8 protein-coding genes are annotated in these 15,076 nt (G+C 39.7%); 6 read left to right on the top strand and 2 right to left on the bottom strand.

The annotated features are described in order from the left end of the window. On the bottom strand, nt 1–1,041 hold the full coding sequence (gene pheS, locus ACS5PU_RS03125) for a phenylalanine--tRNA ligase subunit alpha (RefSeq protein WP_439457807.1): 1,041 nt from the start codon (nt 1,039–1,041) through the stop codon (nt 1–3). A gap of 146 nt (nt 1,042–1,187) precedes the next feature. Continuing rightward, nucleotides 1,188–2,375, bottom strand: a complete 1,188-nt coding sequence (gene kbl, locus ACS5PU_RS03120) for a glycine C-acetyltransferase (protein WP_439457806.1) — start codon at nt 2,373–2,375, stop codon at nt 1,188–1,190. A gap of 247 nt (nt 2,376–2,622) precedes the next feature. Between kbl and ACS5PU_RS03115 the strand changes: the two genes are divergently transcribed. The 6 genes from ACS5PU_RS03115 to ACS5PU_RS03090 all read left to right on the top strand — a co-directional run bounded on the left by ACS5PU_RS03115 (nt 2,623) and on the right by ACS5PU_RS03090 (nt 15,048). Further along, a complete protein-coding gene (locus ACS5PU_RS03115) occupies nt 2,623–5,070 on the top strand; it encodes a DUF5686 and carboxypeptidase regulatory-like domain-containing protein (protein ID WP_439457805.1) in 2,448 nt (815 codons plus the stop codon). Between the two features lie 140 nt (nt 5,071–5,210). After that, on the top strand, nt 5,211–6,152 hold the full coding sequence (gene trhO, locus ACS5PU_RS03110; RefSeq protein ID WP_439457804.1) for an oxygen-dependent tRNA uridine(34) hydroxylase TrhO: 942 nt from the start codon (nt 5,211–5,213) through the stop codon (nt 6,150–6,152). Nucleotides 6,153–6,297: 145 nt separating this feature from the next. Further along, complete coding sequence (locus tag ACS5PU_RS03105) at nt 6,298–9,180, top strand: triple tyrosine motif-containing protein (RefSeq protein WP_439457803.1); 2,883 nt, start codon at nt 6,298–6,300, stop codon at nt 9,178–9,180. Nucleotides 9,181–9,540: 360 nt separating this feature from the next. Beyond that, the gene (locus tag ACS5PU_RS03100; RefSeq protein ID WP_439457802.1) at nt 9,541–12,561 is read left to right on the top strand and encodes a SusC/RagA family TonB-linked outer membrane protein; all 3,021 of its coding nucleotides are present in this window, start codon (nt 9,541–9,543) and stop codon (nt 12,559–12,561) included. Between the two features lie 25 nt (nt 12,562–12,586). Beyond that, a complete protein-coding gene (locus ACS5PU_RS03095) occupies nt 12,587–14,128 on the top strand; it encodes a RagB/SusD family nutrient uptake outer membrane protein (RefSeq protein WP_439457801.1) in 1,542 nt (513 codons plus the stop codon). 17 nt (nt 14,129–14,145) lie between these two features. Continuing rightward, nucleotides 14,146–15,048 carry a LamG-like jellyroll fold domain-containing protein gene (locus ACS5PU_RS03090; protein WP_439457800.1) on the top strand — a complete coding sequence of 301 codons (903 nt, stop codon included), beginning with the start codon at nt 14,146–14,148 and terminating at the stop codon, nt 15,046–15,048. Nucleotides 15,049–15,076: the final 28 nt, after the last annotated feature.

The following is a 15,076-nucleotide window of genomic DNA, read 5'->3' as shown; positions in this document are numbered from 1 at the left end:
TTAAATTAAAGCAGATTTAAATTGCTTTAAGAAACGTGAATCATTTTCTGAGAACAAGCGCAGATCTTTGATTTCGTATTTTAGGTTGGTAATACGTTCGATACCCATTCCAAATGCAAAGCCGCTATACTTTTTCGAGTCGATACCACAGTTTTCCAAAACATTGGGATCTACCATACCGCAGCCTAAAATTTCTACCCAGCCACTGTATTTACAAAGTGGGCAGCCTGCACCTTTACAGATGGTACATGAGATATCCATCTCTGCAGAAGGTTCGGTAAATGGAAAATATGATGGACGGAAGCGTACTTTGGTACCTTCTCCGTACAATTCCTGAACAAAATAGAACAAGGTTTGCTTTAAATCAGCAAATGATACATTTTCATCTACATACAGACCTTCTACCTGGTGAAAAAAACAGTGTGCCCTTGCAGAAATGGCTTCATTACGATAAACGCGGCCCGGCATAATTGCCCTGAAAGGCGGCTGTCCCTGCTCCATCATGCGCACCTGTACAGAAGAGGTATGGGTACGCAAAGCGATATCTCCCTTTTCTCCACCTTTTTTAATGAAGAAGGTATCTTGCATATCTCTTGCAGGATGTTCTTCAGGAAAATTAAGCGCCGAGAAGTTATGCCAATCGTCTTCAATTTCAGGTCCTTCGGCCACAGTAAAGCCAAGTTTGGCAAAAATCTCCACTATTTCCCTACGTACCAAAGCCAAAGGATGGCGAGAGCCGATTTCGAAACCTTCGCCAGGCAAAGTTAAATCGAGCTGTGCGCTTTCAGTTTTCGGTGCAGCACTTTCAGTAGATTCTTTTAAGCTTAGGTATTTCGCTTCAGCCAGTTGCTTAAATTCGTTTAAAACTTTACCCAACGATTTTTTCTCTTCAACAGAAACAGATTTAAATTCGTCGAAAATTTCTTTGATTACGCCTTTACTTCCTAAATATTTAATGCGGAACTGCTCTAACTCGTCGGCCTTTTCGGTAACGAAAGCATTGATTTTATCGGTATACTGTGTTATTTTATCCTGTAACATGGCTTCAAATATACAGCAAATTATCCAAAATTTTTAGGGTTGACCGGTTCAAATAATCAGTTTACAATAGCATTATAAAAGAAAATGAACCCGAAACAAAAAAAGCCGCATAAAGCGGCTTTTAAATTCTGTATAAATGTAAGGGCTTAAATAACGCCCAGTTCTTTACCTACTTTGGTAAATGCAGCAATAGCTTTATCTAAATGGTGCTGCTCGTGCCCTGCCGATAACTGCACGCGGATCCTTGCTTTGCCCTGAGGCACAACCGGATAGAAAAATCCGATCACATAAATACCTTCATCAAGCATTTTTGCCGCAAATTGCTGTGCAATTTTTGCATCGTAAAGCATTACCGGAACAATTGGATGGAAGCCTGGTTTGATATCAAAACCGGCCTCAGTCATTTTTTCACGGAAATATTTAGTATTCGACTCCAATTTATCTCTTAACGCGGTAGTTTCGCTCAACATATCCAATACAGCTATAGATGCGCCAGCGATGGCCGGGGCAAGCGTATTAGAGAAAAGGTATGGACGCGAACGCTGGCGCAGCATATCGATAATTTCTTTTTTCCCTGAAGTAAAACCACCAGATGCACCACCCAATGCTTTACCTAAAGTACCTGTAATAATATCAATACGATCCATCACATTAAAATGTTCGTGGGTTCCGCGGCCATTTTTACCGATAAAACCGGTACAGTGAGATTCGTCGATCATGATCAACGCTTCATATTTATCAGCCAGATCAGCAATTTTATCCAAAGGAGCAACCGAACCATCCATAGAGAAAGCACCATCGGTAACAATAATCCTGTGTCTGCAATCTTTCGCCGCAATTAATTGTTTCTCCAGATCTTCCATATCGGCATTTTTATAACGGAAACGCTGTGCTTTACACAAACGCACCCCATCAATAATAGAGGCGTGGTTCAGCTCATCCGAAATAATTGCATCTTCTGCATTGAAAAGGGGCTCAAAAACACCGCCATTGGCATCAAATGCGGCAGCATATAAAATCGTATCCTCAGTACCCAAAAATTTAGAAATTTTAGCTTCCAATTCTTTATGTACATCTTGTGTTCCGCAGATAAAACGTACTGAAGACATACCATAGCCATGATCATCGATCGCTTTTTTAGCTGCTTCTATTACTTTAGGATGAGAAGAGAGCCCTAAATAGTTATTTGCACAAAAATTAATCACCTCTGCCCCACCACTTACTTTAATGTCGGCACCCTGAGGGGTAATAATAATGCGTTCGCGTTTAAATAATCCAGCGTTTTCTATTTCTTCAAGTTCTTTTTGCAGAACTGGTTGTAATGTTTTATACATGGCCTTTAATATGGTTGATTTTTGCGTCCAAAGTTATAAAAAAAACTGCTTACACTATTAAAATGGCAATTTTTACGCTACATCAATGAGACAAACGTTTGATGTATGGGATATCCCATATTGCATAGGCCGTACTTTCGGCAAAATTGGCATTGTTGCTTTTTTTAACAACTTAACAAACTTTAACACATGGGTATGTGTATAGTCTTAAAAGTTATTCGATATTTATAGTTTACTAATCTAACTTATGATAAGAATTTGCGCGCTCCTATTGTTATGTGGTTTCACTACGATTGTATCTGCTCAACAATTTACAATAACAGGCACTGTTAAAGATACCAATGGACAGCCCGTACCATTTGCCTCAGTTTATTTAAAGAATACCACAACAGGAACATCGGCAAATGTTGATGGCAAGTATTCTATAAAACTAAAAAGCGGAGAGCAGACCCTGAGCTTTAGGGCGGTGGGGTATAAACAACAGGACCATATTATCAACCTTTCTGATGATTTTGCTTTAAATGTAACGTTAACTTCAGAAAGCTATACGCTAGAAAATGTAAACATAAGGGCCAATGCAGAAGATCCGGCCTTTGCCATTATCCGAAAGGCCATTAAACAACGAAAAGTACACCTAAACGAAGTTAAGGGCTTTAACTGTGATGTTTACATCAAAGGTGTTCAGCGTTTAAAAGGAGCGCCTAAAAAGTTTTTCGGGCAGGATATACAAAAGGTTTTGGAACTCGATACTAACCGCAGGGGCATCATTTACCTTTCAGAATCGCAGAGCAGGTTCAGTTTTAGGAGGCCAAACGATATCCATGAAGAGATGATCTCATCAAAGGTTGCCGGCAGGAACAATGCTTTTAGTTTTAATAAGGCATCAGACCTGGTAATCAATTTTTACGACAATTACCTGATGGAAAACAAATTAAGCGCCCGGGGATTTATTTCGCCCATTGCCGATAATGCGATGTTCTATTACAAATATAAACTGCTGGGCGAAAACAGGGAAAACGGAGAACTGATCCATAAAATACAGGTAATTCCCCGCCGTGAAAACGACCCTGTATTTAGGGGCATTATCTACATTATAGACGACAGCTGGAGAATTTACAATACCGATTTGTACTTAACCAAAAATGCGGGCATCAACTTTATCGATACGTTAAATATCAATCAGCAGTTTACCAAGGTTAAAGATGTTTACATGCCTACCAACATCAATTTCCAGTTTGCGGGCAATGTTTTGGGCTTTAAAATTGCAGGTTATTTTGTGGGGGTCTACAGCAACTATGATATCGAGCCCAATTTTCCTAAAAATTTCTTCAACGGCGAAATACTGAAAATAACGGAAATGGTTAACAAAAAAGACTCCGCTTATTGGACAAACAACAGGCCTGTTCCGCTTACGGAAGACGAAAAGGTAAACTATGTGAAGAAAGACAGTGTAGCCAAATTAAAAGAATCTAAAAAGTACCTCGATTCGTTAGAAAGAGAAAACAACAAATTTGGGATCGGAAAACTATTGCTTAGAGGGGTAAGTATTAACGATAGGTACGACAAGGAATATTGGCATTTCGACCCGGTTCTGCGGGCTATATTTTACAACACCGTAGAAGGTTTTGCCATTAAATACGGTGTTACTTACCGGAAAGATTTTGAAAACAGGAGATCGTACTCTATCCGGCCGGAACTGAGGTATGGTTTTGCCAACCAAAAATTAACCGGAAGTTTAACGGGAAGCTATTACTACAACCCGCTTAAAAGGGCCAGCGTAGGTGCATCATTCGGGAATGGAATTTTCGACCTCAACAACTTAGGCTCCATGACCGCCTTGGGCAATACCATCAACTCTTTAATTTACGAAAAGAATTTTCCTAAATATTATGAAAAAACTTTCGCAAATATTAACACTACAAGAGAGCTGGCAACCGGCCTGCAGGGAAGTGCAAGTGTAGATTACAGCCGGAACAAGAGTTTGGCCAATAGCTCTACCTTTAAATTCTTTGATGCGAAAGACCGCGAATTTACCTCCAATAACCCTTTTACACCCACCGAAGAAATACCACTTTTCCCGGTATATAATTCTTTCAGTGCTTCTGCAAGCTTAACCTATACAGTAGGGCAAAAATACATTACCCGCCCGGATGGCAAGTTTTATACCGAATCCAAATACCCTAGGATTACAGTTTTGTATAAAAAAGGATTTAAAAACGTGCTGAGCAGCGATGTAGATTATGATTTCATAAAAGCGGAAGTGTATCAAGATAGAATTGGTTTGGGCCTATTGGGCTATACCTCTTTTTTGGTAGGCGCAGGTAAGTTTGTAAACAACAGTAAAATGTACTACCCTGATTTTAAGCATTTTTCGGGTAACATTTCTACCATTTTTCCGCCCAATATCAGGAAATTCCAATATTTGGATTTTTACCAGTTCAGCACCAACCAGCAATATTTTGAGGCCCACCTGGAACATAATTTTGCTGGCTTCTTTATGAACAAAATTCCACTGTTGCGCAAAGCGAAGCTCGAAGAATTTATTGGCGGCGGCTACCTGTCTTCTCCTGAAAAAAGAAATTATAAAGAATTTTATTTCGGTATACAGCGCCTCGTATTAAGGGCCAGCTATGGTTTTGCCTACGATGGCGGACGTAAGTTAACGCAAGGATTTAGAATTTCTTATGGACTATAACCCCTCGCACCCCTCCCCTAAAATGGTAGGGCTTTGATTTAAAGATTACAAAACCTTATACCTTAAACCTTTTAGCCTTCAACCTTTTTTATTATCTTTGCCCCGCTTTAAACGCCGTTTGCAACGGTATCAATAGCGTTATGAAAAAATATCAGACATTACTTTACTATTGCTATAGTTACATAGCGGATGCAGAACAATTTGCTGCCGATCACCTCAAATTTTGTAAATCTCTAGGTCTGGTAGGCCGTATTATCGTTGCAGACGAAGGCTTAAATGGAACTGTTTCGGGCAGTCCGGAAGCATGTAAAGCTTACATGGAAGCCATACATGCCGATGAAAGGTTTGCCAAAACAGAATTCAAAATTGATGATGTGGAAGAGCCTTCTTTCATCAAAATGCATTGCCGCTATAAATCGGAAATTGTGCACTCGGGGTTAAGGGATAAATCGATCATTAATCCGAACGAAAAAACGGGCAAACATTTGGAGCCGGTTGATTTCATGAAAATGAAAGATGATGATGATGTGGTTATTTTGGATGTACGTTCAAATTACGAGCACAACCTGGGTAAGTTTAAAAATGCGGTGACGCTCGATATCGAGAATTTCCGCGATTTCCCTGAGCAGATTAACCAGCTTGCCCAGTATAAAGACAAGAAAATATTAACTTATTGCACCGGAGGTATTAAATGCGAAAAGGCATCGGCCCTGCTTTTGCACCACGGCTTTAATGATGTTTACCAATTGCACGGTGGTATTATCAAATACGGAAAAGAAGCAGGCGGTAAGGATTTTGAAGGCAAATGTTATGTTTTTGACAACCGCATTGCTGTTGATGTAAATGAAGTAAACCCAACTGTAGTTTCTGTTTGCTACAATTGCGGTGTTACCACTCCTAAAATGATCAATTGCGCCAATCCAGAATGTAATGAGCACATTACCCAATGCGATGCCTGTGGTGAGCAGCTTCAGGGCTGTTGCTCGGTTGAGTGTACCACTAACCCCCGCAAGCGCCCTTATGATGGAACTGGTTATTATGTAAAAGTACCGCAGCCGGTTGGGAAAATCAGTTTAGTTTAAAACTTACTTCAAACTTTATATAAAGCAGATGCAGTATGAAACACTCATACGGCATCTGCTTTTTTGTTTCAGTTGATCAACAAGTTAATCAATTCTCTTTTTTTTATTTAATTTGTATTTTAACAGCATCCTAACTTAGCATTACATGCAAAAACTTCTGCGTATCCTTTTCTTGCTTGTCGTTTGTACCTCTACTCGTATTTTTGCTGCTGACATTAAAAGTATAGGTGTACCTTATATCGAAAATTATCCGAAGTCTGTTTATTCGTCCGGAAACCAAAACTGGAGCATAGCCAAAGACAAAAACGGGGTAATGTACTTTGGTAATGCAGAAGGTTTGTTAACTTTTGATGGCCGTTACTGGCAAAAATACCAGATGCCAAACAGGCAGATTGTTAGATCGGTTGCAACTGATGATAGTGGTAATATTTATACCGGAGGATTTGGAGAATTTGGATACTGGGCAATTAAAAACAATAAATTAAGCTATAATTCACTTACCAAACTTCTGCCCAATGGGATTAAAATAGATGACGAGATCTGGAAAATTTATGTAGACCGCGACCGGGTAATCTTTCAGTCGTTCTCCAAAATCTTCATTTATAAAAACCAGAAAATTGAGGTGGTAAAATCCCCTTCTTCTTTTCTGTTCCTCCATAAAGTTAACAATAGGTATTTGATTGAAGTGCTGGAAAAGGGCTTATTTGAACTTGTGGGCAATAAATTGATCCACCTGCCAAATAGCGAGAAACTGGGCAAAGAGGGCATCCTTTCCATCCTTCCTTATAAAACCGCCGGACTCATTATCGGCACCAGTAAAAATGGGCTATTTACTTACGATGGGAAAGATTTTGCACCATTAAATACCCCGGCAAACAGTTACCTAAAAACGTACCAGCTTAACAATGGTGTAAGTTTATTGGGCAGATACTATGCTTATGGTACCATTTTAAACGGCCTGATTATTATTGATGAAAATGGCAGGGTAGTGCAGCGCATCAATAAATCCAGCGGTTTACAGAACAATACCATTTTGAGCTTATATGCTGATAATGAACAGAATTTGTGGACAGGGCTTGACAACGGGATAGATCGGATTGAGCTTAACTCTCCACTTTACTTTTACTTCGATAAAACCGGCCAGTTCGGTACGGTTTATTCCAGTATCATTTTCAATAACAAAATCTATCTCGGCACAAACCAAGGCTTATTTTACAGCGAATGGTCGCCAACCAACCTTCTGCCCTTTAATTTCCGCCTCATACCCAACTCGCAGGGCCAGGTTTGGGAGCTAGCAGTTATTGATAATGAGCTGATCTGTGGGCACAATAACGGCACATTTAAAGTTATTGGCGATAAAATTGAGTGGGTATCGCGCACTACAGGCGGATGGACCATGAAAAAGCTAAATTCGAACCCCAATTATCTTGTACAGGGTACTTATACAGGTTTATCCTTATTTACAGAATCGGCAGGTGCCGGTTTAAAATTTGTAACCAAAATTGCAGGCTTTAATGCTCCATCCAGATATGTTGAACAGGATAATAAAGGCGATATTTGGGTGGCACACGCTTACAAGGGCTTATTTAAATTAACCCTAAGTCCAGATTATACCGGTGTAACCAGCACCAAATATTTTGACGAAAAGAATGGGCTTCCGGGCAATTACAATATCAATATCTTTAACTTAGAAAATAAAATTGTCTTTTCATCCGATGCCGGTTTTTATACATACGATGAACTGAGCAACAAGTTTACCAAATACGAAGCGCTGAACAAAAACCTGGGCTCTTTTGAAACCTCCAATAAAATTATCAGTGCAGGGGCTAAAAAATATTGGTTTATCAATCATGGCAAAACTGCTCTGGTTAACTTTAGCGAACCTGGAAAAGTAGAAATCGATTCGAACCAGTTTAGTATTCTGGATGGCAGGATGGTTCAGTATTACGAAAACATCAGCCGAATCAGCAATTCGATCTACCTCATCAGTGTTGATGATGGCTTCGTAATTTATAACCCAACAGCCGAACTCAATAATCAAAAACAAAAATTACCAGCTGTCCTGATCAGGCGGGTTGAAGACATTACCGATAAATTTTCGCTGATCAGTGAAGCAGGCAATACCGATGAAATTACAGAGATACAGAACAGCAGAAACAACATCCGGATTTCTTATGCACTGCCTTACTATAGGCAGGCCAAGGTAAAATACCAATTCTACCTTGAAGGGTACTCCAAAAGCTGGTCGGACTGGAGTTATGCCACCCAAAAAGATTTTACCAATTTAAGTTCGGGCACCTATACCTTTAAAGTTCGGGCCAAAATAGATAATAATACAGCCAGTGGGGAAACCGTTTACACCTTTACCATACTGCGCCCCTGGTACCTGAACAACTGGGCCATCCTGTTTTATGCCATTTTATTTGTAGTGGTTTTAATTATGGGCAAAAAAATATACGAAAGAAAACTGCAAAGGGACAGCCAGAAAATTACCGACCGCTTGCAGGCTGAGCAGGAAGAAAGACTAAGGAAAGAAGCCGAAACCAGTGAGAAGCAGATTATTAAACTGCAAACCGAGAAATTACAGGCAGAACTGGCTTCGAAAAACAGAGAGCTGGCCAATTCTGCGATGACCTTGGTGTATAAAAACGAGCTTCTCCAAAAACTGAGTGATGATATTACCAAATTGAAAGATGAAAATGGCAAGAAGCTTTCGGAAGATCAGACACGCAAAATCCAGAAGGTAATTAACGATGGGATGAACGATGAGCGCGATTGGCATTTATTCGAAAACAGTTTTAATGAGGCGCACGAAAGTTTCTTTAAAAAGCTGAAGGCCCAACATCCGGATCTGGTTCCAAACGATTTAAAGTTGTGCGCTTACTTAAGGATGAACATGAGCAGTAAAGAAATGTCGTCGCTGTTGAACATCAGTTTAAGAGGTGTAGAAATCCGCAGGTACCGCTTGCGTAAAAAACTGGAAGTACCGCACGACAAAAATTTAACAGAGTTTTTAATGGAGCTCTAACCGTCCTGACATATAGTCTAAATCATAAAAATTACCGCTCAAATGCAGTCGGGAACGTTTGCATAAAAACTGCTTTTTCGGTCATTTTTCTTCTACAAGCCCCAACAGGTACTACATCATTACCTCTCATCACGTTTTTATTAGCCCCACAAAACACTTAGTGTTCATTTTACACTTGTGTAGATGTTAATATAATGTTAAAATTCAAAAAACTGCGTTTTTGGGCTAAAATCGCATTTGGTTTATTTGACTGAGATACCCCACAAGCTCTGATGATGTATTAATGTAGAGGTAATCACACTTGCACATCAGCAAAAACAACCTCACATTTAACTAACAATTAACTAAATATAATCAAGCATGAAAAGAATCTTTACAAGAATTTCTGTTCTGGCCGGAATTTGTTTACTCGCAATTAACGTAGCATTTGCGCAAAACATTACCATTAAAGGCACCGTAACTGATGGAGGCGACAAGTCTACCATTCCAAGTGTGAGCGTGTTGGTAAAAGGTACACAAACAGGCACACAAACAGACGCCACAGGGGCGTTCAGCATTTCTGCACCTGCTAATGCAACCCTGGTATTTACATTTATTGGGTATGTTACCCAAGAGATACCAGTTAACAACCGTACAACAATTAACGTAGTATTAGTTTCATCATCCAAAGAATTAGAGCAGGTGGTGGTAGTTGGATATGGTACACAAAGGAAAAAGGATGTTACAGGATCCATCTCAAGCGTTAAAGGCGAAGAAATAGAAAAGTTTGCGGTAACCAACCCTGTTGCAGCTTTGCAAGGTAAGGTTCCGGGGATGACGATTTCGAATGCCGGTTCGCCTGGCAGTGCACCAACCGTGCGATTAAGAGGTATTGCCAGTACTAAAGATGCTGATCCCTTATATGTAGTGGATGGGCTATTGCAGGATAACATCGATTACCTAAACCCTAACGACATTGAAACCATTGATGTATTACGTGATGCATCTTCTACCGCAATTTACGGTTTAAGAGGTGCCAATGGGGTAATTGCCATTACCACCAAAAGGGCAGCAAGAGGAAAAACCACCGTTAATTTTCAAACTACATACGGTATACAACACGTTAATAATTTAATTGATGTTGTTGATGCGGCAGGTTTCAAAAAGCTATATTCGGCTGCTTTGGCCAATGCTGGCGCTGCTCCATTCGATTTTACCAATTATACTGGCGATACGAATTGGCAAAACCAGATCCTTAGAAATGCGGCAATAAACACCAATTCATTGAGTATTTCTAACAATAACGAGAAAAGCACAACCTTGGTTAGTTTGGGCTACAATAATCAGGATGGTGTTATAAAGTATAATAATTACCAAAAATTTATTGCCCGTTTAAACGAAGAGATCAGAATTACGGATAACATTAAAATTGGCGCAGACCTTACCGGTTTCCATTTCAGAAACCAGCCAACTGCCGATGTTTTGAATACAGCGATTAGAGCTGTCCCAATTGTTCCTGTTGATAATGGCGCAGGTTTATACAACACCATGCCATCTTTTCAGAGGGCACAGGTAGGTAATCCGGTTTACGCGATCGATCGAAATAACAGAACATCTATCAATAGAGGTTACAGGTTTAATGGTAGTTTATATGCAGAAATCAAATTCTTGAAAGATTTCACCTTAAAATCTACCTTCTACACTGATTTAGGATTCAACAATGTAAGAAGTTATACCCCACTTCCATACCGTGTGGTTAACATTGGTGAAGGTACAACACCTACATCTACATTCTTGGATGCAACAGCCCGGACTACAATAAACCAAAACACATTTGAAGGCCGTAAATATCAGCAAGATCACACCTTAAATTACGATAAAGTAATTAAAGATGACCACAGGATTAACGCCATGATTGGTTTTACCTCAATTTTCACCTCGAGCACATCATTAAGCGGATCTAGAACGGATTCGACTTTAAAAGTTCCGTTTGATTCAAATTTATGGTACTTAGATGCGATTGCCAGAGATAACATTACCACTAATGGCGGTGGCGGTGCAGAAGAATCGAATGCAGGTGTTTTTGGCCGTGTAAGCTATTCTTATAAAAATAAATACCTGTTAAATGCAACCATCAGAAGAGACGGTAGCTCTAGATTTGCACCGCAAAACAGATGGGGAACATTTGGTAGTGTTGGTTTAGGCTGGGTTTTAAGTGATGAGGATTTTTTCAAAAACAACATTAAGGGAATAGATTTCTTGAAAATCAGAACGGCTTGGGGCCGCTTAGGTAATTCAAAAGGTGTAGATCCAAATCTTTATCAGCAAACAGTTTCGCAGGCATCAACTGCAGTATTCGGCGAGAACGTTTATCCTGCCGTAGATTTTACTTATATTCCTGATCCAAACTTACATTTCGAAATTGTTGAAGGTTTTGATATTGGTTTAGATTTAAGGGCACTAAACAATAGATTAAGTGCCGAGCTTAACTATTACAACAAAACCACCGATGGTATCTTAACCAGCTTTGTTTTACCGGGCGAAAACAAGACCTATTTTACCAACCTGGGTAAATTAACAAATAAAGGTTGGGAGCTTACCTTAGGCTGGAACGATAAAATTGGGGAAGAGCTTACATATAATATCTCTGGAAACTTTAGCTACAATAAAAACATAGTTAACTCGATCGGTAACACCAGCAACTTCCAAATTACAGGTAATGGAGGTGTTAACTTAACTGAAACAGGAAATTCTATAGGGTATTTCTATGGTTACAGACAAGTAGGCATCTATCAATCAACAGCCGATTTAGGCAGACAACCAGCCCTTTCCAATTCATTACCAGGCGATATTGCTTACGAAGATCTTAATGGCGATGGTGTAATTACACCTGCAGATAGGACTTATTTAGGTACGCCATTCCCTCCATACAGTTATGGTTTAAGTATATCTTTTGGTTACAAGGGATTTGATGCCACTGTACAAGGACAGGGAGTTGCAGGAAATAAAATTTACACGCAACGCCGTACTGCAAACTTTGCACAGTTTAACTACGAAAGCAACAGGTTAAATGCATGGACTGGTCCTGGCACCTCAAATGTAGAACCTATTATTGCATCGAGGAGTAATAACTTATTATTTAGCTCATATTTCTTGGAGTCTGGCAGTTTCTTCCGTTTACGTAACATCCAGTTGGGTTATACCTTTAACAACCAAATCTTTAATAAAGTTGGCATCCAAAAATTAAGATTATTTGTAAGCGGTCAAAATGTTAAAACCTGGAGTAAGGCTACCGGATATTCTCCTGAGCCACAGGTAGGCAATATACTTGGCGGCGGTGCAGATAATGGGGTATATCCGATTCCTGCAGTATACTCTGTTGGGTTAAACGTAACATTTTAAATAAAAATCATTTAATCAATATAAAATGAAAAAGAATATTAACACCCGTAAAGGTATTGTTATTACACTAGCTGCATTAATGATATTTTCCTCAACAGGATGTAGAAAGTTTTTAGATACACAAAGACAGGGCGAATACACTACTGAAGATTATCCTTATCCATCTGGTTCAGGCCCGTATGATGTATTTCTTTATGCAGCCTATAACGATTTAAGATCGTTCGGTGTGCATTGCACTGGTTTCTTTTTGGCTACAAGCGTAAGAAGCGATGATGCAGATAAAGGGAGTTCTCCTACAGATGGTGGAGCAGATGCGATAACGATGGATAACTTTCCAGTTTCGCCGAGCAATGGTTTTAGTAATGGCATGTGGACAGCTTATTACACGTTCATCAGCAAATGTAATACTGTACTTGATAAAGTAGCCAACAACACCGATATCGTTGCCACGGATGCGCAAAAAATACAGGCGCAGGCAGAAGCTAGATTTTTAAGGGCATATGCCTACTTCAATTTGGTTAGGTTTTATGGTAGGGTTCCATTAATTGATAAGGTATTGGCCGTTGATCAATATAATGTGCCACAAAGCTCGCCAGCACAAATCTATGCCTTTATTGAGGCCGATTTACAGTTTGCAGCGGCCAACCTACCAGTAAGCTGGGATAAAAAATTTGTTGGCAGATCATCAAAAGGGATGGCAAACGGCCTGTTGGCAAAAGTTTATTTAACACAGCAAAAATGGGCAGCAGCAATGGGTGCAGCCAATCTGGTAATGACTTCTGGTCAATATGATTTGAGCACTTCTTATGATAAAATCTTCGGAGAATCAGGAGAAAACAGCAAAGAATCAATTTTTGAAGTTCAAGCTACAGCCAGTGCAAGCGTACCTAACGATAATGGTGCTGAATTTACCCAATGGCAAGGTGTAAGGGCAGCTGGCGATTGGAACCTAGGTTATGGATGGAATGTTCCAAATACCAACCTTGAAAATGCTTACGAGCCCAACGATCCAAGAAAAGCTAGAACCTTTTTATATAGAAGTACAGCGGCCACCACATATAGGACTGTTTATGGCGAAGCTACCGCAACGACTTGGGAAAACCCGATATACAACCACAAAGTTTACACCAACCCAGCTTTTAGGGCATTATATAATAACCGTGCCGGTAGATGGATGAATATCCGCTTATTGAGGTACGCTGATGTAGTGCTTATGTATGCCGAAGCTGCAAACGAAGTTGGCGGAGCAGGAAACATTACTGCAGCGCTAGCGGCATTGAACAGCGTGCGTGCAAGAGCAAGAATCGGAGCCGTGGCAGGTACTTTACCTGATGTTGTAACTACAGATCAAGCCGTTTTAAGAGAAGCCATCAGAAAAGAAAGAAGGATTGAACTTGCTATGGAGCACGACCGTTTCTTGGACTTAGTAAGATGGGGGATCTCTGGATCAGTTTTACCGAGCGCTGGAAAAACCAATTTTATTGCTTCGCGCGATAATTTATTGCCGATTCCTCAAGCTCAGATAGATTTAAGTAAAGGCGTTTTAACTCAAAACTCTGGTTATTAAACCATAAAAATTAAACAATGAAAGTTTCAACTTTAAATATAAAACGCTTAGCATTCGGCATAGCTGTTTGCTCTGCAATATTTTCATCTTGCAAAAAGAGTGATAATCCAAATAACCTTCCTGATGTAGATCCGTCTGCTTATGAAGGAAAAATTGATGGTTTCAGTTCTTCAGATGAAATTTATCCTAAAAATTTAGTGGCTTATTGGTCTTTTGATGGAACTAAAAACGAACTGAAAAGCAGTTCGGCACCAACATCAACTTTAAATGATTCATTTATTCCGGGTGGTGTTAGAGGACAGGCCTTAGGCTTAAGTGCTGGTTATTTATATTACGGCAAACAATTCGATGCTTTAAAAACTGCAGCACTAAAAAGCTTTACCATAAGCGAATGGGTTCAGATTTTAAATAATGGATCTAAAAAAACCATGCTGTTTCAAATCGCAAGGCCGGGAATGTTTAATGGTAATGTGGATTTCATTTTAGAAACAAATGCAAACCCTGCAACCAATACCGACTATATACAGATACATCCTTATTTTACGAGTGTAAGCGGTGGTCGCCAGGATAATGTTAATAATTTCGGTGCCGCTAACCTTTCGCCTAAAATTGGCGCTACTAAATGGGTACACCTGCTCATTACCTACGATGGTTCTTCAGGAGTGTTTGACCTTTGGGCAAATGCAGTTAAGATTGGAAATTACCCAAATAGGGGAACAGGAACCAGCCTTTTCAATTCATTTGAGCCAAGTGAGGTAATAATGGGCGCAAATTATAACCTAATTGCTGGAAAAACCGTAAGCACAGATACCAGTTTTGGTGCTATGACCGGCTCTATAGATGAGGTTAGGGTTTACAATACTGTTCTACCACAAGCCTACATTAACACTTTGTACAATTTAGGCCTTGCCGGAAAATAATTCTTCATATAAGCACATGGTATTTTGC

It is taken from the genome of Pedobacter sp. GSP4, from assembly GCF_051857575.1.
In the GTDB taxonomy this organism is placed as follows: Bacteria; Bacteroidota; Bacteroidia; order Sphingobacteriales; family Sphingobacteriaceae; genus Pedobacter.
The sequence above is the reverse complement of the archived record's forward strand: the minus strand, read 5'-3'. Positions and strand labels throughout refer to the sequence as shown.